20 protein-coding genes and 1 rRNA gene are annotated in these 23,512 nt (G+C 69.8%); 10 read left to right on the top strand and 11 right to left on the bottom strand.

The window, feature by feature from the left end; translation table 11 throughout:
* The first annotated feature begins 63 nt into the window (after nucleotides 1-63).
* Together E3O49_RS05880 and E3O49_RS05875 are read left to right on the top strand one after the other, a co-directional pair.
* Nucleotides 64-528 (top strand): LpqB family beta-propeller domain-containing protein, encoded by a 465-nt coding sequence (locus E3O49_RS05880; RefSeq protein WP_134366171.1) that lies wholly within the window; start codon nucleotides 64-66, stop codon nucleotides 526-528.
* Nucleotides 525-2,225: a DUF5671 domain-containing protein gene (locus E3O49_RS05875; RefSeq protein WP_241994547.1), complete on the top strand. Its 1,701-nt coding sequence runs from the start codon at nucleotides 525-527 to the stop codon at nucleotides 2,223-2,225. Before E3O49_RS05880 ends, E3O49_RS05875 begins: the two co-directional genes overlap by 4 nt.
* Nucleotides 2,226-2,249: 24 nt before the next feature.
* Here the strand turns inward: E3O49_RS05875 and E3O49_RS05870 are convergent, their stop codons facing one another.
* Nucleotides 2,250-3,503, bottom strand: a complete 1,254-nt coding sequence (locus E3O49_RS05870) for a CpaE/TadZ family protein (RefSeq protein ID WP_174776549.1) — start codon at nucleotides 3,501-3,503, stop codon at nucleotides 2,250-2,252.
* A gap of 2 nt (nucleotides 3,504-3,505) precedes the next feature.
* A complete protein-coding gene (locus E3O49_RS05865; RefSeq protein ID WP_134366172.1) occupies nucleotides 3,506-4,138 on the bottom strand; it encodes a hypothetical protein in 633 nt (210 codons plus the stop codon).
* 131 nt (nucleotides 4,139-4,269) lie between these two features.
* Between E3O49_RS05865 and E3O49_RS05860 the strand changes: the two genes are divergently transcribed.
* A complete protein-coding gene (locus E3O49_RS05860) occupies nucleotides 4,270-4,617 on the top strand; it encodes a helix-turn-helix domain-containing protein (protein ID WP_134366173.1) in 348 nt (115 codons plus the stop codon).
* Here the strand turns inward: E3O49_RS05860 and E3O49_RS05855 are convergent.
* On the bottom strand, nucleotides 4,614-5,210 hold the full coding sequence (locus E3O49_RS05855; protein ID WP_134366174.1) for a hypothetical protein: 597 nt from the start codon (nucleotides 5,208-5,210) through the stop codon (nucleotides 4,614-4,616). The two genes, E3O49_RS05860 and E3O49_RS05855, sit on opposite strands and share 4 nt — an antisense overlap.
* A 211-nt stretch (nucleotides 5,211-5,421) precedes the next feature.
* Here E3O49_RS05855 and E3O49_RS05850 point away from each other — a divergent pair, with 211 nt between their 5' ends.
* Nucleotides 5,422-5,868, top strand: coding sequence for an Rv3235 family protein (locus E3O49_RS05850; RefSeq protein ID WP_241975985.1), 447 nt, complete (start codon nucleotides 5,422-5,424; stop codon nucleotides 5,866-5,868).
* Nucleotides 5,869-5,934: 66 nt separating this feature from the next.
* Here the strand turns inward: E3O49_RS05850 and secA are convergent, their stop codons facing one another.
* From secA to mtrA, 6 genes are all read right to left on the bottom strand, one after another.
* Nucleotides 5,935-8,739, bottom strand: a complete 2,805-nt coding sequence (gene secA, locus E3O49_RS05845) for a preprotein translocase subunit SecA (RefSeq protein WP_134402932.1) — start codon at nucleotides 8,737-8,739, stop codon at nucleotides 5,935-5,937.
* A 113-nt stretch (nucleotides 8,740-8,852) separates the two neighbouring features.
* Entirely contained in the window at nucleotides 8,853-9,551 is a 699-nt protein-coding gene (hpf, locus tag E3O49_RS05840; protein ID WP_134366905.1) for a ribosome hibernation-promoting factor, HPF/YfiA family, read from the bottom strand.
* Nucleotides 9,552-9,649: 98 nt separating this feature from the next.
* A complete protein-coding gene (locus E3O49_RS05835) occupies nucleotides 9,650-10,327 on the bottom strand; it encodes a ComF family protein (RefSeq protein WP_134366904.1) in 678 nt (225 codons plus the stop codon).
* A gap of 86 nt (nucleotides 10,328-10,413) precedes the next feature.
* Complete coding sequence (locus tag E3O49_RS05830) at nucleotides 10,414-12,099, bottom strand: LpqB family beta-propeller domain-containing protein (RefSeq protein ID WP_134366903.1); 1,686 nt, start codon at nucleotides 12,097-12,099, stop codon at nucleotides 10,414-10,416.
* The gene (gene mtrB / locus E3O49_RS05825; protein ID WP_244285257.1) at nucleotides 12,092-13,768 is read right to left on the bottom strand and encodes an MtrAB system histidine kinase MtrB; all 1,677 of its coding nucleotides are present in this window, start codon (nucleotides 13,766-13,768) and stop codon (nucleotides 12,092-12,094) included. Before mtrB ends, E3O49_RS05830 begins: the two co-directional genes overlap by 8 nt.
* Before the next feature lie 7 nt (nucleotides 13,769-13,775).
* Nucleotides 13,776-14,456, bottom strand: coding sequence for an MtrAB system response regulator MtrA (gene mtrA, locus E3O49_RS05820; RefSeq protein ID WP_134366902.1), 681 nt, complete (start codon nucleotides 14,454-14,456; stop codon nucleotides 13,776-13,778).
* A 131-nt stretch (nucleotides 14,457-14,587) separates the two neighbouring features.
* Here mtrA and E3O49_RS05815 point away from each other — a divergent pair, with 131 nt between their 5' ends.
* From E3O49_RS05815 to E3O49_RS05795, 5 genes are read left to right on the top strand one after another with little or no spacing between them, the layout of a single operon-like run.
* A complete protein-coding gene (locus E3O49_RS05815) occupies nucleotides 14,588-15,709 on the top strand; it encodes a hypothetical protein (RefSeq protein WP_134402931.1) in 1,122 nt (373 codons plus the stop codon).
* Nucleotides 15,706-16,383 (top strand): DUF4129 domain-containing protein, encoded by a 678-nt coding sequence (locus E3O49_RS05810; RefSeq protein WP_134366900.1) that lies wholly within the window; start codon nucleotides 15,706-15,708, stop codon nucleotides 16,381-16,383. Before E3O49_RS05815 ends, E3O49_RS05810 begins: the two co-directional genes overlap by 4 nt.
* On the top strand, nucleotides 16,380-17,663 hold the full coding sequence (locus E3O49_RS16500) for a DUF4350 domain-containing protein (RefSeq protein WP_134410315.1): 1,284 nt from the start codon (nucleotides 16,380-16,382) through the stop codon (nucleotides 17,661-17,663). The genes E3O49_RS05810 and E3O49_RS16500 overlap by 4 nt, the downstream gene beginning before the upstream one ends.
* Entirely contained in the window at nucleotides 17,660-18,628 is a 969-nt protein-coding gene (locus E3O49_RS05800; RefSeq protein WP_134451147.1) for an AAA family ATPase, read from the top strand. Before E3O49_RS16500 ends, E3O49_RS05800 begins: the two co-directional genes overlap by 4 nt.
* Before the next feature lies 1 nt (nucleotide 18,629).
* A complete protein-coding gene (locus E3O49_RS05795) occupies nucleotides 18,630-19,937 on the top strand; it encodes a DUF58 domain-containing protein (RefSeq protein ID WP_134366898.1) in 1,308 nt (435 codons plus the stop codon).
* A gap of 52 nt (nucleotides 19,938-19,989) precedes the next feature.
* Here the strand turns inward: E3O49_RS05795 and E3O49_RS05790 are convergent, their stop codons facing one another.
* The gene (locus tag E3O49_RS05790) at nucleotides 19,990-20,985 is read right to left on the bottom strand and encodes a stage II sporulation protein M (RefSeq protein WP_134366897.1); all 996 of its coding nucleotides are present in this window, start codon (nucleotides 20,983-20,985) and stop codon (nucleotides 19,990-19,992) included.
* Between the two features lie 17 nt (nucleotides 20,986-21,002).
* On the opposite strand from E3O49_RS05790, the gene E3O49_RS05785 reads away from it, so the two are divergent.
* Entirely contained in the window at nucleotides 21,003-21,857 is an 855-nt protein-coding gene (locus E3O49_RS05785; protein ID WP_134451146.1) for an RDD family protein, read from the top strand.
* Nucleotides 21,858-23,289: 1,432 nt separating this feature from the next.
* On the opposite strand, the gene rrf is transcribed toward E3O49_RS05785, so the two are convergent.
* A 5S ribosomal RNA gene (gene rrf / locus E3O49_RS05780) occupies nucleotides 23,290-23,406 on the bottom strand.
* Nucleotides 23,407-23,512: the final 106 nt, after the last annotated feature.

The raw sequence follows: 23,512 nt of genomic DNA, 5'->3' as shown, positions 1-23,512 counted from the left end.
TGGCCCGGCTGCCCGCCGACATCACCGAAGGTGAGAGAGCGTGAATTGGGCCATGCTGTGCTTATGAGCACAGCGAATGGAAAGCCCGATCGCACCCTGATTATCATCCTGTCCGTGATCGCGGTCCTCGTGGTGGTGGCCCTGGTCGCGGTCTTCACCCGCGGCGAACCCCAGGCGCTCGATCCGGGGACCCCGGAAGGAGTCGTGCAGGGCTACGCCACGGCGGTCATCGACGGCGACGAACAGGCCGCCGGCGAGTTTCTGACCGAGGACGCTTTCTCGGGCTGCGAGAAGTTCGACCGTTCGCCCACGGGTGACCTCCGGGTCACCCTGGTGTCGACCACCGAACGAGCCGAATCCGCCGACGTGAAGGTATCCATCGTCACCTCGTCCGGGAACGGTCCCTTCGGCGCCGACGAATACGAGACGGAAGGCGTGTTCGATCTGGTCAAAGTGAACGGCGACTGGCTGATCGACGACACCCCGTATGAACTCATGATCTGCCCGAACCCGAAGGCGGCCTCATGATGGCCAGCATCGTGCTCCTGCTCCTGATCGCCGTGATCGGCGCCGGCATCGCCGGGATCGTGATCGCGGCGCGTAAATCGTCCGCCTCCGGGCAGAGCGCGGCGCAGCCCACCGCGCGGCGGGTGATCGTCTTCATCCTGCTCTTCGCGCTGGTCGTGATCGCGGCGATCGGCCTGAGCGGGGTGCTCGGGCGCCTTCTCGACGCCGGAAACGCGCTCGTCTCCGGCGATATCACCGGGCTCGCCCGATCCCTGGCTTTCACCCTGATCGCCGGGCCCTTCGCCGCCGTGCTCTGGTGGGTGTTGTGGCGGCGGATGGGTGACGGCCAGGAGCGGTCTTCCATTGCCTGGGGGCTGTATCTGGCCGGCATGTCCACGGTCTCGCTCGTGACCGCCACCAGCGCCCTGCTGGCCACGGCGGCCGCCCTCGTGCGCACCGACTGGCAGCCGCTCATCTTCGCCACCGGCGTGGTCTGGGCCGGGGTGTGGGCCTGGCACCAGTGGATGTCCCGGCACAAGACCAAGAGTCCCACCCAGCTCGTGTCTGTGGCCCCCGTCCTCGGCTCGGTGTTCGGGCTTGTGGTCGCGGTGGGCGGCGCCGTCACGGCGCTCGCTTCCCTGATCGACGCGGCCGTCGACGCCTTCGGGTCCAGCGTCACGGTGGGCGAGCCCTGGTGGCGGCTGACCCTGCAGGCGCTGGTCTGGTTCGCCGGCGGCGCGTTCGTGTGGTGGTGGCAGTGGATCCGCAACCGGGCCAAAGACCTGCGCGGCGGGCTCGCCGACGTGACTCTGGTGCTCGTCGGGGTGGCCGGGGCCGCGATTCTGACCCTGACCGGTGCCGGTACCGTATTGTTCCTGCTCCTCCGGCTCGCTTTCGATCGCACTGACCCGATCACCGCCATGCTCGATCTCCTCGGTGCCGGCCTGGCCGCGGCCGCCGTCGGCGCGCTGGTCTGGAGTTACCACTGGCGTCTCACCCTGGCCCGCTCGGGCACCACCCGGATGGCGACGCAGCTGGTGACCTCCGGTATCGGCCTGGTCGCCGCCGCATCCGGGCTGGGCGTGGTGGTGAACGCGATCCTCGCCGCCCTGACCACCTCGTTGGCCGGCTCCGACACGCGCACCCTCCTGCTGGGCGGCATCAGCGCGCTGCTGGTGGGCGGTCCGGTGTGGTGGGTCGCCTGGAAGCCGGCGACCCCCGTCGCCCCGGACCGGATCGCCGCCACGGGCCGGCGGGTGTACCTGATCCTGGTGTTCGGGGTCAGCGCCGCCGTCGCCATCGTCACGCTTCTGGTGAACGGCTACCGCATCTTCGAATTCGCCCTCGGGGACGTCACCGGCCAGAGCCTGCTCGATCGGGTGCGGGCGCCGCTGGGCCTGCTCGTGGCCACCGGCCTCGCCGCCGGGTACCACTTCTCCGTGTGGAGGCGGGACCGTTCCGAGATCGCCGAGGTCCCCCGCCGGGCCCGCACCATCGGCCGGGTGTTCCTGGTGACGGGTGCGGACCCGGCACCGCTTGTGCGGGCGATCGACGAGGCCACCGGGGCATCCGTCACGGTGTGGCGCCGCTCCGACGCGGTGGGTGACACGGCATCCGTGGAACAGCTCACCCAGGCGCTCCACGGCGTCACCGGCCACAGGGTGATGGTCGTCACGGGTCCCGGGTCCCGGATCGACGTCGTTCCCCTGCAGGACTGACCCCGGGCCGGACCGACCCCAGGCTCAGCCGGCGACGGCCGGCCGGCGCCACCACGTTTCCCTCCGGCGCCGGCTTGCGGCGGGCGCGGGGACGGGCAGGAGTTCCGTGCGGACGAACCGGCGGATGCTGGCTCGCGCCGGCGACTTCGGCGCGGCGTCCCGCAGGGTGCGGCCCGCGACGATGGCCGCATCCGCCCCCTGCTGGTCATGCGGGACCAGGATCGGGGACTCGATTCCGCCGAAGCGGCGCAGGGCAGACACCACCTGGCCGTTCGGGTCCAGTCCGACCGCTCCCCGCCGCACCCGATTCATCACCACGCTGATCCGGCTGGTCGTGACCACCTCGGCCAGGTCCACCCAGGCGCGCAGGAACCGGGCCATTCCGACCGGGTCGGCCAGGCCGCACGCGACCACGTGGTCGGCGCACCGGAGTCCGGTGAGGGTGGCCGCATTGCGCCGGGGGGCGAACAGGTCGCTGGAGATCTCCTCGTCGCTCTCGAGACTGAAGCCGGTGTCGAGCACGACATAGTCGACCCACCGGCGCAGTTCGTCGATGGTGCGGGTGACCCGTTCGGCGGAGAGCTCCGGCCAGCGGGACGGCCGGCCGATCCCGGTGAGCACCCAGAAGGCGCCCTGGGGCGTGTTGTAGCGCTGCGCAACGCGTTCGAGCTCGGACTGGGTGAGGCTGTCCGTGCCGGCCAGCCGGCACGCCGCCGCGAACCCGGGGGCCTCGTCGAGCATGCCCAGGGCTGGGGCGACCGAGCCGCTGTACGTGTCGATGTCGGCCAGGACGACGGTGTGCCCGACCGCGGCGATTTCGGCCGCGATGTTGATGGCCAGGGTGGTTCGGCCCGGAGCTCCGGAGGGACCCCACACCGCGATCACGGCGCCGGGCCGGGTCCCGGCCAGGGCCCGCGGGTCGCCGACCCGCAGCGGGATGGCGACGCCGTGAATGATCAGGTCCTCGATCTCCGACCAGTCCGTGGCGGCATCCAGCACGTCGAGCAGCCCGAGGCCGGCCGCATGGCGGCGGTCCTGATCGGATGCGGCGAGCGCGATCAGCCGCGCCCCCTGGGTATCGCAGGCGGCGATCAGGTCCGCCGTGAGGGTTGTCCGGGCGGCGCCGACCAGCACGATCTCCGGGGCGCTCTGGCGCAGCGCGAGGATGAGCTCGCCCGCCGACGCCGAGCGGGCGACGATCACATGGCCCCGCTCGATCAGGTCCACCAGCAGTCGGTCTTCCGTGTGCCGGTCCAACGCCAGCGCGAGGGTGGCCACGGCTACTCCCCCAGGGGCGCGTTGACGGGCACCACGGCGATCGCGTCCCGGTTCGCGATCGACTCGAGCACGGCCGCGACGGTGTCCTTGGGCACCAGGACCTCCAGCGAACGGATGCCCGACGTGGCGGCGAGCCCGGACGGTTCGATGAGACGCACGACCGCGGCCCGCCCGACCAGCACCGTGGGCGGCCCGTATGCCGCCTGCCCGGTGGAACGCGACGACCAGACGTCGACCACGGAGCCCGGTCCGATGCTGGCGGCGAGGCTGCTCGTCAGCTCTACCACGATGCTGGTCGACTCGGCGCCGCTGGTGCGCCCGACGGCGGACGCCGGCACGAGCTCGCCGGCCGCGATGGTTCGGGTCACCAGCAGGCCCTCCTGCGGCAGCCGGTCGGGCGTCACGTAGAGGGCATCGGCCGACCCGAGGCGAACCCGGGTGGCCACCAGGTCGGACGCCTCGACGTGGTCTCCCACGGCGAGGGTGGACCGGGCGGCGAACACGGCCGTGGTCTGGTCGCTTCCCGCCACAATCCAGTAGACCCCCACGACGGCCGCGACGACGAGCACCAGGCCGATCGCGAATCGGGGGTCGAACCAGAATCGCTGGCCTGTGCTCTTCGCCGGCTTGCTCACCACGCCTGCCTCCCGTTCGATGGGGTGTCCGTGAGTCCATCGTCGTCGTCTTCTCCCCCACGCGGGAGAGTTATCCACAGCCGCAACCCGCCCTGCCCACTGCGATCACGCGGAGACGCATAATCGTTTCCATGAACGATTCAGCGGGTGCCACCGGTGTGGGACGTTTCCTCACCGTCGCCGACACGGCCGAGATCCTGTCGTTGTCGGTGGGCGAGGTGCTGGAGCTGGTGCGCACCGGCGAGCTCCCGGCCATCCGGCTCGGCGCTGCCACCACCGTCGGCGCTGTCGGTACCGGCCCGGCCGGGGTATGGCGGGTCGAGCGCGTGGTCCTCGAGTCCTTCATCGAGGCCAAGTACGAGGAGGCCCGGCGCATGTCCCTGTGGCAGCAATCCGACTTCGGCAACATCCCCGAGCTGTCCGGCGGCACCATCATCCGCCCCGACAGTGACGTCACGCGGGGAATGGACGACCGCTAGGGCAACCGCACGAGCTGAATCTCGGTGATCGGCACAATCCGGTACTGGTGCACCGCCGACTCCCGGCGCAGCGTTCCCGCTGCGTGCACCGCCAGGTCGACGTGATCACGGCCGACCCGGTCGATGGTTCCGCGGAGCGGCCCGGAACGCGTGTGCACCTCGATGTTCGCGCGCCGCCGGCACAGGTCGCGGAGCACGAAGGGCAGCCCGATGCGGTCGACGAGCCGCACGGCCGATTCCGGCTCGGTGACGAGCGAGTCGGGGATCTCGTCGCGTCGCACGATCACCCCGGCGACCGCCGCGAGCGGGAGGACACACTGCGCGCCCGTGGACCCCGCGTCGAGGAGGTCCGCGGCCAGCCAGTCCCGGCCGAACGTCGTCGGTCGGAGGGTCAGCGTCTCCCCCGACGCCAGCACCACCCGGAGCACGCCGGCCCCGAGGCCCGAGGCTCGCGCCAGACCGGTCAGCCGGTTGCGCAGGGAGAGCCGGCCGAGTCGGAGCCGTTCCTCTTCCGCGCGCAGGTCAGTCTCCTCGGCGTTCAGCTCGTGTTCGAGCTGCCCCTCGAGATCGTCGAACAGATTGTCCCAGCGCACACACCGAAGCTAGCGCCCGCCACCGACGGATCGCTCCGGTTATCCACAGGGCTTATAAGCCCTCGACACCATGCTGCCCAGCTGGTTGAGTAGCGCCCAAGGACTCCACCCCCACTGCGGGGGTGTCCGGTGATCCACCCGAACGCCGGCACCACCCGACGGCCCGCGCAGACCCTGTCACGGCCGGCGGACTCACGCACCCGGAGGAGTCATGAGCGATCCAGCCGCCAGCACGGCACAGACCCCCGCCTCCCGCTCCCGCGGCGAGAAATTCCAGGCCGATGACTTCTTCGGCCATCAGCCGAGTTCCCGGGCCCAGCTGCCCGACCCGGAACCGCTCCTGATCAACCTCGCGCGCTGCGTGATCGAGGTCCTGGCCGGAGCGAGGGAACTCGACCAGCTCGCCCGGTGGGTCAGCGACGACGTCTACCGGCACCTGCTCAAACGGGTCGTCCTCTCCGCCCGGGCACGCGCCGTCAAGGGGCAGCGGGCCCAGCGACCAGCCATCACGATCGGCCGGGTCACCATCTCGGAGCCACGGGACGGCGTGATCGAGGCCGTGGTGATCGTGCACAGCAAGGTGAGGGTGCGCGCGGTGGCGATCCGGTTGGAGGGTTTGGACAAGCGCTGGCGGGCCAGCGCGATCAACGTGCTGTGACTCGCAGCTGAAGAAAAAACGCCCTCGTCGCAGGGACGAGGGCGTTCTTCCACGACCCGGCGGGTGCTACTTCTTGCCCTGGGACCGTCGTTCGGCGCGGTTGACGGGCGCCGGGTCGGAGGTGTCGCGCTGGCCGAACGCGCCGCGCTGGGCGGGCGCCGGGGCGGCATCCGTCTCGTCGGCGGCGGGGGTGGCGGCGCCGGCCCGGCGGGCACGGTCCGTGGCCGCCTGCTGGATCTGGCCGCGCTGGTCGCGCACCTCGACTCCGCCCGAGTCGCTCGGGGCGGTGAAGCTGAGCTTCTCCTCAGCGGCGTCGGCCGGGGCGAGCCCCTTGGCCGCGACGACGGGGCTGGCCACGGCACCGGGGGCCTGGCTGACCTCGACCTCGAGGTTGAAGAGGAAGCCGACGGTCTCCTCGCGGATTTGGCCCATCATCTGCTGGAACATCGCGAAGCCCTCGCGCTGGTATTCCACCAGCGGGTCGCGCTGGGCCATGGCGCGCAGGCCGATGCCGTCCTTGAGGTAGTCCATCTCGTAGAGGTGTTCGCGCCACCGGCGGTCGATGACCGACAGCACCACGCGACGCTCGAGTTCGCGCATCGCCGGTGAACCGAGGGACTCTTCCCGGCGCTGGTAGGCCAGCTTGGCGTCCGAGATGATTTCGCGTCGCATGAAGTCGCGGTTGATCTTGCCGCGGTTCCCGGCCTCGGCGACGACCTCGTCGATGGTCAGTCCCACCGGGTACAGGGTTTTGAGTTCGGTCCAGAGGGCGTCGAAGTCCCAGTCATCGCCGTTGCCGTCGCCGGTGTGCACGTCGAGCACCTCGTCGATGACGTCCTCGAGGAAGCGCTGCGTGCGTTCGTGCAGGTCGTCACCCTCCAGGATGTGGCGGCGGTCCCCGTAGATCGCCTCACGCTGGCGGTTCAGCACGTCGTCGTACTTGAGCACGTTCTTGCGGATTTCCGCGTTGCGGCCTTCAACCTGCGACTGCGCCGAGCGGATGGCGCGGCTGACGACCTTGGACTCGATCGCCATGTCGTCGGGGATCCCCTGGCGACCCATCAGGCTCTCGGCGGCACCCGCGTTGAACAGGCGCATCAGGTCGTCGGTGAGCGACAGATAGAAGCGGCTCTCGCCGGGGTCGCCCTGACGGCCGCTGCGGCCACGGAGCTGGTTGTCGATGCGGCGCGACTCGTGGCGTTCCGTACCGAGCACGTAGAGGCCACCGGCCTCGACGACCTTGTCGGCCTCTTCGGTGACCTTGGCCTTGACGCCCGCGAACACATCGTCCCAGGCCGTCTCGTACTCGTCCGGCGTCTCGACCGGGCTCAGGCCCTTCGCGTTCATCTCGGCGACGGCGAGGAACTCGGCGTTGCCACCGAGCATGACGTCGGTTCCTCGACCGGCCATGTTGGTGGCGACGGTGACCGAACCGAGACGCCCGGCCTGCGCGACGATCGCGGCCTCACGGGCGTGGTTCTTGGCGTTCAGGACCTCGTGGCGCACGCCCTTCTTGGCCAGCAGCCGCGACAGGTACTCGCTCTTCTCCACGCTGGTCGTGCCGACCAGGACCGGCTGCCCCTTCTCGTGCCGGGCGACGATGTCCTCGACGACCTGGCCGAATTTGGCTTCCTCGTTCTTGTAGACGAGGTCGGCCTGGTCGATGCGCTTCATCGGCTTGTTCGTGGGGATGGAGACCACGCCGAGCTTGTACGTGCTCATGAACTCGGCGGCTTCGGTCTCGGCCGTACCGGTCATCCCGGACAGCTTCGAGTAGAGCCGGAAGTAGTTCTGCAGGGTCACCGTGGCCAGGGTCTGGTTTTCTGCCTTGACGGCCACACCCTCCTTGGCCTCGATGGCCTGGTGGATGCCCTCGTTGTACCGACGGCCCATCAGGATGCGGCCGGTGTGCTCGTCGACGATGAGCACCTCGCCGTTCATCACGACGTAGTCCTTGTCCTTCTTGAACAGGGCGTTGGCCTTGATGGCGTTGTTCAGGAACGAGATCAGGGGGGTGTTCGCGGACTCGTAGAGGTTGTCGATGCCGAGGTAGTCCTCGACCTTCTCGATGCCCGATTCCAGCACGCCCACGGTGCGCTTCTTCTCGTCGACCTCGAAGTCGACGTCGGGAATGAGCCGGTTGGACAGGCTGGCGAACTCGGTGAACCAGCGGTTCGCTTCGCCGGATGCCGGACCGGAGATGATCAGCGGCGTCCGCGCCTCGTCGATCAGGATCGAGTCGACCTCGTCGACGATGGCGTAGTAGTGCCCGCGCTGCACCATGTCGGATGCCTGCCAGGCCATGTTGTCCCGGAGGTAGTCGAAGCCGAACTCGTTGTTCGTGCCGTAGGTGATGTCCGCGAGGTACTGGTCGTGGCGCTGGGCCGGCGTCTGCCCGGAGAGGATGCAGCCGGTGGTCATGCCCAGGGCCCGGAACACGCGGCCCATCAGCTCGCTCTGGTAGCTGGCGAGGTAGTCGTTGACCGTGATGATGTGCACGCCGCGGCTGGTGATGGCGTTCAGGTAGGCGGCGGTCGTGGCGACCAGCGTCTTGCCCTCACCCGTCTTCATCTCGGCAATGTTGCCCAGGTGCAGGGCGGCCCCGCCCATCAGCTGCACGTCGAAGTGACGCAGGCCGAGGGTGCGGGTGGAGGCTTCGCGCACGGCCGCGAACGCCTCGGGCAGCAAGTCGTCCAGCGACTCACCGCCCGAGTAGCGCTCTCGCAGCAACACGGTCTCGTTCTTCAGTTCCTCATCGGTGAGGTGGCCAAAGTCTTCTTCGAGCGCGTTGATGGCCTTCGCGTACTGCTCGAGGCGACGCAGCACGCGCCCTTCACCAACACGAAGAACCTTTTCCAGGATTGAGGCCACGAAATGCACTCCACTAGTCGTCACGGCGTGTGCACACGCCTGTCGTCGTCGTCGGACGCTTGCAGCGACCGATATTCGGCAACTATAACAAGGCTAGTTGGTCAGAGGCTGCGTTATCCGGCCGACTGCACGGCCGCTCCGCCCTCTTCGGCGTTCTCGTCCAGTTCGATGACGCCGTAGTCCCAGCCCTTGCGTCGGTAGACGACGCTGGGGCGCTTCGTCTCGGCGTCCTGGAACAGGTAGAAGTCGTGCCCGACGAGTTCCATGAAGTACAGGGCATCGTCGACGGTCATCGGGGACGCGGCGAACACCTTGCGGCGGATGACGACCGGGCTGTAGACCTCGGCCGGCTCCTCTGCCGGTGCCGCGGCTTCCTCATCGGTGACGATGTTGATCGCCCCGGTGCGCACGCGCTCGAGGGTCTCGGCGTCGGCCGGCTTGATGTCGACGACGCTGAAGTCGACGGATGCCGCGTCGTGCAGCGAGATCGGCCGGTGGGCTCCGCCGCGGTGCACCTTCTGGCGGTCCTTCGCCCGGCGCACGCGCTCGAGCAACCGGCCCAGCGCGACGTCGAAGGCGGCGTACTTGTCGGAACCGTCCGCCTCGGCCCGAACGATCGGACCCTTGCCGATCAGGGTCAACTCGACCCGGTCATTTCCGGTGGACCCGTTCTTCTCACGGTGCCGACTCAGCTTGATTTCAAGAGCCAGGGCCTTGTCCGCGAGGCCGGCGACCTTCTCGGCCTTCTCGGTGGCATACTCCCGAAAACGATCGGTGATCCCCAGGTTTCGTCCCACGATGTTTGTTTCCATGACGACCTCCAGATCTGGCGAACCGCCCATATCTGGGCGATTATTACGCGCCTTTATGATTACCGTAGCCCGGTGCGCCGGATAAGTCACAGCTTTTGTCAACGAGTTTCAGATGAACCTCCGGTGACCGGATGACGACGCCGTGTTTCCGCCACTGTTGCCACTCCGACCACCTGCCCGCCGGCATCCAGCACGGCGCGTCGCGCCTCGAGGACGGTGGCGCCGGTGGTCAGGATATCGTCGACGATCAGGCACCGAAAACCGCCGAGCGGCCGCCTGGCGGTCAGCGACCCGGCCCGGTTGCGGCGTCGGGCCTCGATGCCGAGACCCACCTGGTCGACCGTCTCCGCGGAGGGCCTGAGCACCCCGCTGGCGCGCAGCCCGGCCCGCCTCAGCAGCAACTCCACCGGGTGGTAGCCCCGGCTGCGCCACGCGCCCCGGGACGAGGGAATGGTGACCAGATGGATGCCCGGCTCCGGTTGGGCGGCGAGGGCGGCGACGATGGCCGCCCGCAGCGGCACCGCGAGCGCGCCGGCGGCATCCGTTCGCCCACCGTCCTTGAAGGCGCCCAGCACGCGCCGGGGCACTCCGGTGTAGTCGAGGGCGGACCACATGCTCACTCCCAGCCGTTCGGAGGAATGCACGGCCGGGAGCAACGCCTGGCGGCAGGCGGGGCACAGGGCGCGGTCCGGGGCGTCGCAGCCGCTGCAGACGGTGGGCATGACCACGGCCCACGCGTCGAGGGCGGCCCGCACCGCTTGATCCGGTCTCCTCATCCGGCCAGCGTGCGCCCCGGCGCGTCGGAGCGCGTCCGGCGGCCCCGACCTGTGCGGGCCGGGGGCACCGCGCGGCGGTGGAGGAGCTACCCGCCGATGCCCTGCTGGGTGGCCAGGAGGGTCAGACCGCCGAGGCGTTCCTGCCAGCCGACCCCGCGTTGCACCAGGAGCCCCCCGGTGGACGAGATCGCCCGGAGGTCGCGCAGGCTGTTGCTGCCGACGATCCCGGTGCTGTCCGGCGCGGACTCGAGGCGGGCGCTGACGCCGCCGAGCTGCTGGGTCACGATCCGTTCCTCTCCGCTCGACAACCGGTTCAGGTAGGCCACCGTGAGCTCGTCGATCCAGGTTGCGTCGACGGGGACACCGGCCTCGGAGGCCAGCTGCACCGCGTCGCCGAGGGAGACCGGCATGTTCTTCTCCCGGGTGATCGCCACGACGACGAACCGCGTGTCCGTCCCGTTCCGGAGGAGAGCGATCAGCCGGGTGCCGTCCCGCGACACCCGCAGCGACTGGATCGCCGAGGCTTCCGACCAGGGCGTCGGCACGGCGACGGCGTCCCCGTTCAGCCCGTACACGAACAGCTCCCCCGGCCGGCTCGACGGCACGGACCAGACGAACCCGAAGTTGTCCACCGCGGGCGGGATCAGGCCCGCACGCGGGTCGAGCAGTACGGGGTCGTCGCCGACCCGCACCCCGTACACGCCCCCGGCGGCCAGGACAGCCGCCATCGTCTGGCCCGGCGAGAGCACGACGGCGGTCGGGTTCAGGGAAACGACCGTCTCCGATAGGCCTGGGATGGACGTGATGGCCTTGCCGGTCGCGGCGAGGAAGCCGAATTCCCCCTCCCGGAGGATCAGCGCCCGGGCGTCGACGCGGGGGTTCAGGGCCGGGGCGCTGGCGCCCAGGTCGCCGATCTCCTGCGAGTTGCGGTTGATGGTGATGCTCACGGTCAGCCCGGGCGGCAGGCTGGCGCGGAGCTGGGCCTCCATCCGCTGCAGGGTGACCCGGTCGGCGTTGAGGGCTTCGCTGTTGAGGTCGACCTTGGCGTCCCGCGCGACGACCTGAACGGCATCCGCTGTGAGCTTGGTGCCGTCCGGGAAAGCCGTCGAGACGGCCTTGCTGAGCCATGGACTGGGTCCGCCGAGCAGGCCGTTGACGATCTTCGTCAGGGTGGCCGCCCCGCGCGGGTACCAGCGCAGGTCGGGCACCAGATAGGCGTAGCCCGGGTCGAAGAAGTAGAGGGCCTGGGAGGTGAACACGTCACCGAAGATGTTCCGGTCGATCACCGTGCCGTTCGGTGCCGCGCTGATCCGCCACTGCCCGCCGACCTGCACGAACTGGTAGCGAAGGGAGACCGCCGCGGAGGACTCCATCTCGCGGTACTCACCGGCCGCGTCGACCTCGGCGACCGGGTTGACCGAGAACTGCATCTGCTGGGTGTCTCCCACCGCGACGATGCTGCGGCCGGTTCCGTCGTCGATGGTCACACCGGTGTCTGGCTCCCACGCGCCGCTGTAGTTCGGCGCCAGGAACTCCCGGGCGATCGCGTAGTCGTTCTCCGGGCTGGTGGCGGCGTCGATGAAGCCGCGCAGGATCCCTTCGGGGCTGGCGTCCTTCTGCGGCCGGGACGGCAGGAAGACGGGCGCCGGCGTGGAGCCGGGCTGCGCGGCCTGGCCGGCTCGTACCCCGCCCTCGCTCGGGATGCCGGAGCATCCGGTCAGCAGCAGCGCGCACACGGCCAGTGCGCCCAGGAATCGGGTGCGGTCATGCATCGTTCTCCTCCGTTCCGCGGAGGACGGCGGCGGGACTCGCCGCCCCGGCATCGTCCGGCGGCAGCGGGCTCGGCGACGTCGACAACTCGCCGTTCGCCAGTCGGGGCAGGGTCAGCCGGAAACAGGACCCTTCACCCGGCCGGGACCAGACCTGCAGCCAGCCGCCGTGTACGACCGCGTCCTCGAGGGAGATGGACAGGCCGAGACCCGTGCCGCCGATGGTGCGCTTGCGGGACGGGTCGGCGCGCCAGAACCGGTCGAAGACGTGAGCCATCTCGGCCGGGCTCATGCCCATCCCGTAGTCACGCACGGACAGCGCCACGGCGCTTTCGTTGCTGTCGACGGACACGATGATGGGCCGGCCCTCCCCGTGCTCGATCGCGTTGCCGATCAGGTTGTGCATGATCCGACGGATGCGGCGGGGGTCGACCTCGGCGTCCAGATGCCCGCCCGGCGCGACCAGCATGAGATCGGTGCCCTTCGACTCACCCAGGGATCGCAGACCGTCGATGGCGTCCTCGGCGAGGTGCACCAGGTTGGTCGGCTCGGTCTCCAGCTGCACGGAGCCCGCGTCGTACTTGCTGATCTCGAGCAGGTCGCTCAGCAGCAGTTCGAACCGTTCGACCTGGGTGTGCAGGAGTTCGGCAGTGCGTTCGATGGCCGGCGGGAAGGTGGACCGCTGGTCGTAGAGCACGTCGCCGGCCAGCCGGATGGTGGTCAGCGGGGTGCGGAGTTCATGGGAGACGTCGGACACGAAGCGCTGCTGCACCTCGGAGAGGTCCGCAAGCTCCTTGATCTGGCTCTGCATGCTGTCCGCCATCCCGTTGAACGACCGGGCAAGGGTCGCGATGACGTCCTCCCCCTTCTCCGGGATCCGGACGCCGAGGTCACCGGAGGCGAGCCTCTGGCTGGTGGCGGCCGCAACGCGGATGGGCGTCACCACGAAGCGCACGACGATCCAGGTCACCCCGCCGATCAGCAGGATCAGGATCAGGCCCGCCACGCCGAGGGTGCGCTGCACGAAGAGCAGCGTCGACTCGGCGTCGGCCAGGCTGTAGCCGATGTAGAGCTCGTACCGGCCGGCGACCGGGACCGCGATCTGCGACCCGACGACGATCCCCGGGGCCTGCCCGCCGTCATCCGTCGCGAGCGTCACCGACTGCCAGAACTGTTCCCCGGCGTTGTCCTGCACGGAGGAGCGGAGATCGCTCGTGATGACTCCGTTCGAATCGCCGAAGGAGGAGGAATCCTGGGGAGCCACGGTCGAGGCGTCCTGCCCGGGCACGCGGAAGATGGCGATCAGCTGGCTCGAGGACGCCGCGGTGATCAGGGTGCGGGCGGAACCGACCAGTGCCTGCACCTCCACCCGGTCCGCGGCGTCGGAGGCGTCGAAGATGCCCTGCGCGGCGGCGGTCGCCCGGCTCGAATCGACCAGGACCTGGCTGAGACGGGATTGGAAGAGGTCGTTGCCCACGCTGACGGACACGTAGACCCCGACCACGCCGATCGCCATGCCCGACAGTGCCACAGTGATGGTCACCGTGCGGAATTGCAGGGACGAGCGCCAGGTCGCGGCGATCCGGGCGGGCCAGTCCCGCCAGTCCCGCCAGTCCCGCCAGTCCCGCCAGTCCCGCCAGGTGAAGCGGGCGGCTCCGGTGCGAACGACCACGAAAAACCTACCCGGCCACGCCGGCCCGGTAGCCGACGCCGCGCACCGTCATCACGATGCGGGGGTTGTCCGGGTCGTCTTCGACCTTGGCCCGCAGACGCTGGACGTGCACATTCACCAGGCGGGTATCCGCCTTGTAGTGGTAACCCCAGACCTGCTCGAGCAGCATCTCGCGGGTGAAGACCTGCTGCGGCTTGGAGGCGAGCGCGAGGAGCAGGTCGAACTCGAGCGGCGTGAGGTTGATCTGGCGATCGCCCCGCCGCACCTCGTGCCCGGCGGCGTCGACGACCAGGTCCCCGATCTGCAGGCTGGAAATCGTGTCCGTCGAGACCGGCCGCAGGCGCGTCCGGATGCGGGCGACGAGTTCCTTGGGGTTGAACGGTTTCACCATGTAGTCGTCCGCGCCGGATTCGAGGCCTTTGACGACGTCGGTCGTGTCCGTTCGAGCGGTGAGCATGATGATGGGCGTTCCGGACTCGGCACGGATGAGGCTGCACACCTCGATTCCGTCCAGGCCCGGCAGCATCAGGTCCAGCAGCACGAGATCCGGTTTGGCGGCGCGGAATGCCTCCAGCGCGAGGGAGCCGTCCGCGCAGAAGACCGGGTCGAACCCCTCGGCGTTGAGCACGATGCCGATCATCTCTGCCAGTGCGGTGTCGTCATCGACGACCAAAATACGTGCGTTCATCAAACCGTTTTCCACTCAGTCACCCAAAATACCCCGGTGAGTCAGTCAATCTCTGGGCTAAGAGTAGTCGAGTGTGCCGTGTGACCGCTCAACATCCTTATTCAGGGCCGAGGTATGCCAGCATAGGATCCGTGACGGACCCGCAGAACTGGCACTCCCCGAACGATGACGGGCGCCCTGCTCCTGCCTTCGGCGCACAGCCTCCGACCGGCGCGTGGACCCCGCCGCCGCGTCCGGGACTGATCCCGCTGCGACCGCTCGGCTTCGGCACCCTGCTCTGGGCGCCGTTCCAGGTTCTCCGGCGCAACCCGAAGGCCACCTTCGGCAGCGCCCTGCTCGTGCAGGGCGCCATCACCCTCATCACGCTCGTCGTGGTCGGGCTCGTCACCTTCTTCGCGCTCGACCGCGTCGCCAGCGCCCCGATCGAGGACCGCGCCCAGGTCGAGGCCGGCGCCACCCTGACGATCGTGCTCTCGGCGCTCGTGCCGCTGGCCCTGTCCGTGCTCGCGTCCGCCCTGCTGCAGGGCGTCATCGTGGTCGAGGTGGCCCGGGCCACGCTCGGCGAGAAACTCCGGCTCGGGGCGCTGTGGCGCTCGGCGGGACGCCGCCTGTGGCCTTTGGCGCTCTGGACCTGCCTGCTCAGCGCCGGCTTGATCGTGGGGATCGGCGTGGTGGCGGGCGCAGTGGCGGCCTTCGTCATGATCGGCGGAGGGTGGGTGGCGCTGGCCGTGGTCAGCGGCATCCTCGGCTCGCTCGCGCTCCTCTCCCTCGGCGCCTGGCTGTTCACGAGGACCTCGCTCGTGCCGAGCCTGATCGTGCTCGAGCGCCTGGGCATCGGGGCGGCCGTGCGTCGATCCTGGTCGCTCACCCAGGGCTACTTCTGGCGCACCCTGGGCGTTCAGTTCCTGGTTGCCGCCATCGTCAACATCGTGGCCCAGGTGGTGTCGACACCGCTGTCGCTTCTGTTCGGCGTCGCCGTGTCTCTCGTCGACCCGAACGCGGCCCTGGACGCCTACCTGCCCTCGGTCATCCTGTACGTGCTGATCATCTTCGTCGCATTGGTGCTCGGCGCCGTGGTGTCGGTGGTGCAGTCGGCCACGACCGCCCTGATCTACATCGACCTGCGGATGCGCAAGGAAGGCCTCGACCTCGAACTGGCGCGCTTCGTCGAATCGGTCCCCGGCAGCGACGTGCCTGACCCCTACCTGGTGCCGACTCCGGCGGTTTCAGGGCCGGAGACCGTGCGGGCATGATCGACTGGGGGCTCGAAACGATGGTGCGGGGAACGATTCCGGTCGATCCGGACGCACCCGAGGCGCAGCGGTGGCTGCGGGAAGAACTCGCCAAGGCCCCCTACCAGGCGGCCCGGCCGACCTGGTTCGACCGGGTGTCCTCGGCCGTGCTCGACTGGTTCGGTTCACTCACCGCACCGTCCGGTGATGGCCTCGCCGGCTGGATTCCGCTCATCGTCACGGTGGTGCTGGCGGCCATCGTCGTGCCGGCGCTGCTCATTTTCGGGCTGCCCCGGCTGAACCGGCGCAGCCGCCTTCCGGCCGACCTGTTCGGGGTCGACGACCGCCGGTCCGCCGCGGACCTGCGCCGAGCGGCTCTCGCCGCGGCCTCCCACCGGGACTGGAGCCTGGCCAGTGCGGAGATGTTCCGCGCGCTGGCGCGTGAGCTGTCCGAGCGCACGATCCTGGTCGCCCTGCCCGGCACCACCGCGCACTCGTTCGCCGCCCGGGCGGCCGAGGCGTTCCCCGCGGAGACGGTCAGGCTGGCCGAGGCCGCCGAGACCTTCGACGGGGTGCGCTATCTCGGGGTGGTCGGCACGGAGGCCCGTTTCCTCGCGCTGGCCGCACTCGAGGCCGACCTCCGCTCCGCTCGGCCCGCACGCCGCGAAGATCCCGCCCCGTCGGCCCTCGCATGACGCCCGCGCCCCGGGGAGCCACCGTGCAGGCGGCTGCGCCGGCGACGGTCACCCCGGTCTCTGCGGCCGGCCCGTCGACCGAGAACGCGATCGCCCTCACGCCGACCCTGCGCGCCACCGGTCGCAGGGTGCGGTTCTGGGTTCTGGCCGGGGCGGGGGCCCTTCTCGTCGCGATCGTCGCCACGCTCCTCGCCGGCGGCACCAGCGCGGGCAAGCCTCCCCTCGCCGCAGACAGCGCCGCCCAGCCCGGCGGCCGGGCCCTGGTCGAAGTTCTGCAGCACGAGGGCGTGTCCGTGACGGTGGCCGACACCCTCGCCGAGGCGCGCACCGCGGCCGGGCGGGCCGAGAACCCGACCGTCTTCTTCTTCGACGAGGGCGGACTCCTCACCGCCGACCGGCTCACCGCCATGGCCGGCCTGGCACCGCGCACCGTGGTCGCCGGCCCGGATTTCCTGCTGCTGCAGACGCTCGCCCCCGAGGTGGGTTTCGGCGGCGTCGCCGACAAGAAGGCTGCGCCGGCCGGATGCTCCGTGCCGGCCGCGGTGAAAGCGGGGACCCTGCCCCCCGGCGAGCGCACACTCACCTTCCCGGCCGGTTCGGCCGGTCTGACCGGCTGCTTCACCTCGGCAACCGGCGCGTTCTCCGTGGTCGAACGCGTCGCATCTGGTCGGACCCTGACTCTGGTGGCGGACGATTCATTGTTCAGCAACGACCGGATCGCCCTCGCCGGAAACGCGGCCCTCGCGCTCAACCTGCTCGGAGCCGGTGACGAGGTCGTCTGGTACCTGCCGACGATCGCGGACGTGGAGCGGACCGGGCCCCCCTCGCTCGGCGAGCTGACGCCAGGCTGGGTCACCCCCACCCTGGTGATCCTCGTCTTCGTCACTCTGGCCGCGATGATCTGGCGCGGGAGGAGGTTCGGTCCCCTCGTCGCCGAGAATCTGCCGGTCACCGTGCGTGCCAGCGAAACGATGGAGGGCCGGGCCCGCCTGTACGCCCGCAGCGGCGCCCGCCTGCGTGCTCTCGACGCGCTGCGGGTCGGGGCCGTGCAGCGCCTCGCCGGCCAGGTCGGGCTGTCCCGCCTGGCGAACCTCGACGACGTGATCCAGGCCGTGGCCCGGGTGACCGACCGGCCGAGCGGCGAGGTGCGGTCCGTCCTCGTCGACCGCGTGCCCGCGACCGATGCCGAGCTGGTCGCCCTCTCCGACCGCCTCCAGGAGCTCGAGCGGGCGACCAGCCGAGCGATAACCCCACCGCCACCCGGAAGAATGGACTCATGAGCACTCACACCGCTGTCAATACCCTGCGAGGCTCGCTCGCCCAGGTGCGCACCGAGGTCGGCAAGGCCGTCGTCGGGCAGGACGGCGCCGTGACGGGCCTGATCATCGCGCTGCTGGCCCGCGGTCACGTGCTGCTGGAGGGTGTGCCGGGGGTCGCCAAGACCCTCCTCGTGCGCTCGCTCAGCCACGCGCTCAGCCTGGAGACCAAGCGGGTGCAGTTCACCCCCGACCTGATGCCGGGGGACGTGACCGGTTCGCTCGTGTACGACGCCAGGGTCGGCGAGTTCGAATTTCGGAAAGGGCCGGTGTTCACGAACATCCTGCTGGCCGACGAGATCAACCGCACCCCGCCGAAGACCCAATCGGCCCTGCTGGAGGCGATGGAGGAACGACAGGTCAGCGTCGACGGCGTTTCCCTTCCCCTGCCGGATCCATTCATCGTCGCGGCGACAATGAACCCGATCGAATACGAAGGCACCTACACGCTGCCGGAGGCGCAGCTGGACCGATTCCTGCTCAAGCTCGTGCTCGACATCCCGGAGCGCGACGCGGAGTTCGAGGTGCTGCGGCGGCACGCGACCGGCTTCAACCCGCGCGACCTGGCCGGAGCCGGGGTGACCGCCGTGCTCGGCCCGGACGAGCTGAGGGCGGCGCAGGCGGCGGCGGCATCCGTGGGCGCCAGCGCGGACGTGCTCGGCTACATCGTCGACCTGGCCCGGGCCACCCGGCGCAGCCCGTCGGTGAAGCTCGGGGTCAGCCCGCGCGGCACGACGGCGTTGCTCGCGTCGGCGAAGGCCTGGGCCTGGCTGAGCGGGTACGACTCGATCACCCCCGACCACGTGCAGGCCATGGTGCTGCCGGTCTGGCGGCACCGGTTGCAGCTGCGGCCCGAAGCCGAACTCGAAGGCGTGTCGGTGGACGCGATCCTGCGCGCGGTGCTCGCTCAGGTGCAGGTCCCGATCTAACGTGACGCTCACCGGCCGGTTCGTCGCCCTCGTCGCCCTCGGCGTCGTGCCGATCGTGCTGCTCGGGCGAACGCCCGGCACCGCGGCGGCCGTGCTCGGGCTGTGGCTGCTGACCGTGCTGGCCCTCGGCATCCTCGACCTGTCGCTCGCCGGGTCGCCCCGCGCGATCGGCCTGGCCAGGAACCTGCCCGCCCGGGTGCGCCTGGGCGAGTCCGTGACGAGCGACCTGTACCTGAGCAACACCGGTACCCGGGACCTGAGACTGGTGCTGCGGGATGCCTGGCAGCCCTCCGCCGGCGCCGGGAACAACCGCACCCCGCTGACCGTGCCGCGCGGGGAACGACGCCTGGCGTCGCTGACGTTGACCCCGATTCGGCGCGGCGAGCGGAGGGTGGAGCAGGTGACCGTGCGCTCATCCGGGCCACTCGGGCTGTGGGCGCGGCAGGCGACGCTGCTGGCGCCGGGGCGCATCCGGGTTCTGCCGCCCTTCAACGCGCGCAAACACCTGCCCTCGCGGATCACCCGGCTCAAGGAACTCGACGGGCGCACCAGCCTGCTGGTGCGCGGTCAGGGCACCGAATTCGATTCCCTGCGCGAGTACGTTCGGGGCGACGACGTGCGCTCCATCGACTGGCGGGCCACGGCCAGGCGCGGCGACACCATGGTGCGCACCTGGCGGCCCGAACGGGACCGCCGGGTCGTCATCGTCGTCGACAGCGGCCGCACCTCGGCGGCGCGGGTGGACGACGAGCCCCGCCTCGACACGGCCTTCGAGGCGTCGCTGCTGCTCGCCGCACTGGCATCGAAGGCCGGCGACCGCGTCGACTTCATCGCCTACGACCGCCGCACCCGTGGGCGGGTGCAGGGCGCGCAGGGAGCGGAGCTGCTCTCCCGCATGGTCGACACGATGGCCATGATCGAACCCGAGCTGATCGAGACCGACTGGTCCTCGGTGCCCGGCCAGGTGCGCCAGGTCACCACCCAGCGAGCACTGGTGGTGCTGATCACCTCGATCGATGCGGCCGGCGCCTCGAGTGCGCTGCTCTCCATGCTGCCGCAGCTGACCCGGCACCACACCGTCGTCGTGGCATCCGTCACCGACCCCACCACCCTGCAGGCCACCCGCGAACGCGGCAACCGCGAGGAGATCTACCGGGCGGCGGCGGCCGAACGGGCCCTGCTGGACGTGGCCCGGGTGTCGGCCGCCATCCGTCAGCAGGGCGCGGACGTCGTCACCGGGGCGCCCGCCGATCTGCCGCCGGACCTGGCCGACCGGTACATCGCCTTGAAGTCGGCCGGCCGCCTCTGAGTCGCGGGCCGCGGGCGCTCGGGCCACGGGCCGCGGCTGGTGATCTGCAGGGCTACGCCGCGTAGATCCGAGTGCTGCCGGCCTCGAATTCGGCCAGGTCGCCGGTCTCCCCCGCCCGCACCGCGCGGCCGCCGAGCACCAGCATGTAGGCCAGGAACGCCAGCAGGGCAGCAGCCCCGATGCCTATCTTGACCGGCCAGGGCCAGGGTGCCGGGGTGACGAAACCCTCGATCACCCCGGAGACCAGCAGGACGAACATCAGACCGATCGCCACCGTGGACAGTGCGCGCGCGTCTTCGGCCAGGGCCTGGCCGCGGGTGCGGGGGCCCGGGGCGATCCAGGCCCAGAAAATGCGGAGCCCTCCGGCGGCGGCCACGAAGATGGCGGTCAGTTCGAGCATGCCGTGCGGGGCGATGTAGAGGAAGAACACGTCGCCCTTGCCGTAGGCGAACATGACGGCTGCCGTGATCCCCACGTTCTGCGCGTTCTGCAGCACGATGTAAGGCACGTACACGCCGAGGATGCCGAAGGCGATGCACTGGGCGGCGATCCACGCGTTGTTGGTCCAGACCTGGCCGGTGAAGGATGCCGCCGGGTTCTCGGAGTAGTAGTTGACGAAGTCTTCGTTGACGAGTTTTTGGAGCTGCGCGTCGGAGCCGATGTTGGCGAGTACCTGCGGGTCCCCGGATACCCACATCGCGTAGAGGCCGGCCACCACGACCGTGACCAACGCCACCGCCAGGGTCAGCCAGCGCAGGCGATAGAGGGCCGCCGGCAGCTGCAGCACGAAGAACCGCGGAATCTGGGAGACCACGCTGGCGCTGGCGCCGGTGAACCTCAACCGGGCCCGGGACAGCGCCACGGAAAGACGGTCGCCCTGCACGGTCGACCCGGTGGTGGTCTTGATGAAGGAGAGCTGCGTCGCACCCGCCTGATAACGCTCGATCAGCTCGTCGGATTGCGCGCCGGACAGCCGCCGCTGCGAGCCGAGTTCGGCCAGGCGGCCCCATTCGGCGCGGTGCGCCGCTGAATACGCGTCAAGGTCCATCTGTTCTAATAGTAGACATGGCGCAGTCCGCTAATGTGGCCGATCACGGCGAGTATCCGCTGAGCGAGTATGAACTCCTCACGGGGGAGGCCGTCGCGCTCGACGTGCGGCCGGCCAGCGTCATCCTGCGGGCAGCGGGCACGATCATCGATTGGGTCGCGTACCTGCTGCTCTTCCTCGCGATGGCCTACATCGTCTCGATCCTGGCCGGTCAGGCCCTCGACGATGCGCTCGTGCGGGCTCTCGGCATCGTGGGGCTGGTGTTCTCCATCCTGGTTGTGCCGATGACCGTCGAAACACTCTCCGGCGGGCGATCCCTGGGCAAACTCGCCATCGGGGCGCGGATCGTGCGAGACGACGGCGGCGCAGTCCAGTTGCGGCACGCCTTCATCCGCGCACTGCTCGGCGTGATCGAGATCTACCTCACCTTCGGCGGCCTGGCCGCCACGACGGCACTGCTGAACGGCAAGTCGAAGCGTCTGGGTGACCTCCTGGCCGGCACCTACAGCCAGCACGAGCGAGTGCCAACGCTTCGGGTCGCCGTGCACGGGCTGCCGGAGGAACTCGAGACCTGGGCGCAGACGGTCGACATCATCCGGCTGCCCGACCGCCTGTCCCGCCGCATCGCTCAATTTCTGGACCAGGCGGCGAAACTGACGCCCCCGACCCGGGTGCGCCTGGCCGAGAGCCTGGCCGCCGAGGCAGCTCCCTTTGTCTCACCCCTCCCCCCGGTGCCGCCCGAGTTGTTCCTGGCCGGGGTGGCGGCCGTGCGTCGCTCGCGCGAGTTCGCCGCCCTGATCCTGGAGCGCGACCGCCTGGAGCGCCTGCAGCCGGTGCTCAGCACTCTGCCGCACAACTTCCCGCAGCGCTGAGTCCGGCCACTCGCCGTCGCCCGCTGAATGTCACGTACTGCCGTTCGCTCGCCGTGCTCTCGTCCCGGCACGCCGGATGGCTTTCTCGAACCGACGAGCCTCAGCGACCAGGGCATCGTACTCGGCGGTGCGGCGCAGGACGTTCTCGTGGTCCTGGCGAATCGCTTCGAAGTGCGCCCTGAGGACTGGATCTGTGGTCTTTCGTGATTCATCCACGTCGACGACTGTGCCAGGGACCTCCGACGCTGGCGCCTCCGGTGCCCTGACGGCCCGGCTGCCCGCCAGATCACGTGTGTAAGCGCCCGCCCAGGCTGCCGTTGGGATCCCGCGGATCACCGTTCTCGTAGCGCGGGTTTCNACGCTGCGGACGATCGGAGTTCCCACGGTAGGGGGCACGCTCGCCGCCACCGGTGGGGCGCTCGGAGTTGCCACGGTAGCCGCCCGCGGACGGGCGGTCGGAGTTACCACGGTAAGGAGGACGCTCACCATCACGCTGCGGACGATCGGAGTTCCCACGGTAGGGGGCACGCTCGCCACCACCGGTGGGGCGCTCGGAGTTCCCCCGGTACGGAGGACGATCGCCGTCCTGCCGCGGTCGATCCGACCGGCCCTGGTAACCGCCGGAGCGACGTTCGTCGCGTCCGCCGTCGCGTGATTCGTTATCGTGCGATCCTGTGGGGCTCACTGTGTCTCCTGTGTAATTGTGCCTGTCATTTCGACAGACTCTTCAATCGTAACTTAACGCCAATTGGCCACCCCGAGAGGTGGCCGTATTGGTTGTTGTGACTGACTCAGGTCCGGCGCTGTCCTTCCCACCCCGGTCTGCGCAACGAGACACTCTCCCCCAGGGCCCAACGGCTGTGCCTGTTCCGGTCGAGAGTGGCCGGTAGCGCGGTCACTCTCGACCGGAATGGGCACTCTCGCCGGATGGTTCGCATGCCGGCAGCCCTCTGCGTGCACCTGGCAGACGGATGTGGCGCAGGCGGCAGCGGCGGCGTAGCCGCGACTTCACGAGCAGGCTCCCCCACGAAGACATTCTGGTCCCGGTGGCCGTGGTCTTGCGCGCCGAGGCCGGCCGGGCGCCGTCCCTCCCCCGTTGTCGTTGTCGGGGCGCAGGTTGTGCTCGCGGGCGCAGGATTTACCGTGCGCCGGCGGGCACAGGGTGCGCCGCGACGGCGCCCCCTCCCGGGCCGGGCCGGCCCCGGAGGCACCCGGGCCGCCCGGAGTGTGCCTGTTCCGGTCGAGAGTGCCCGGTAGCACGGTCACTCTCGACCGGAACGGGCACTCTCACCCGGACGTCAACGAGGGAAGGCCACCCCTGAGGGTGGCCTTCCCTCGTTGATACCGCGCACGAGCACGGTGGTGCGGGGTGTGTGGGTTAACGCAGAATGGCCACCCCTGAGGGTGGCCATTCTGTGTGTTACCAAGTTAAGTCCGGCGGTGTCCTACTCTCCCACAGGGTCCCCCCTGCAGTACCATCGGCGCAGAGAGTCTTAGCTTCCGGGTTCGGAATGTGACCGGGCGTTTCCCTCTCGCTATAGCCGCCGAAACACCTCTCGATGAATCGATTCTATATTTTTCAGTTATAGAGCCCTCACCCGTTTATGAGCCGGTGAGGGCGTTGTTCTCGACCGTACATCGAGAACCACATAGTG

Source organism: Cryobacterium shii (genome assembly GCF_004402595.1).
Lineage (GTDB): Bacteria > Actinomycetota > Actinomycetes > Actinomycetales > Microbacteriaceae > Cryobacterium > Cryobacterium shii.
This window is presented reverse-complemented; position numbering and strand designations above follow the sequence as displayed.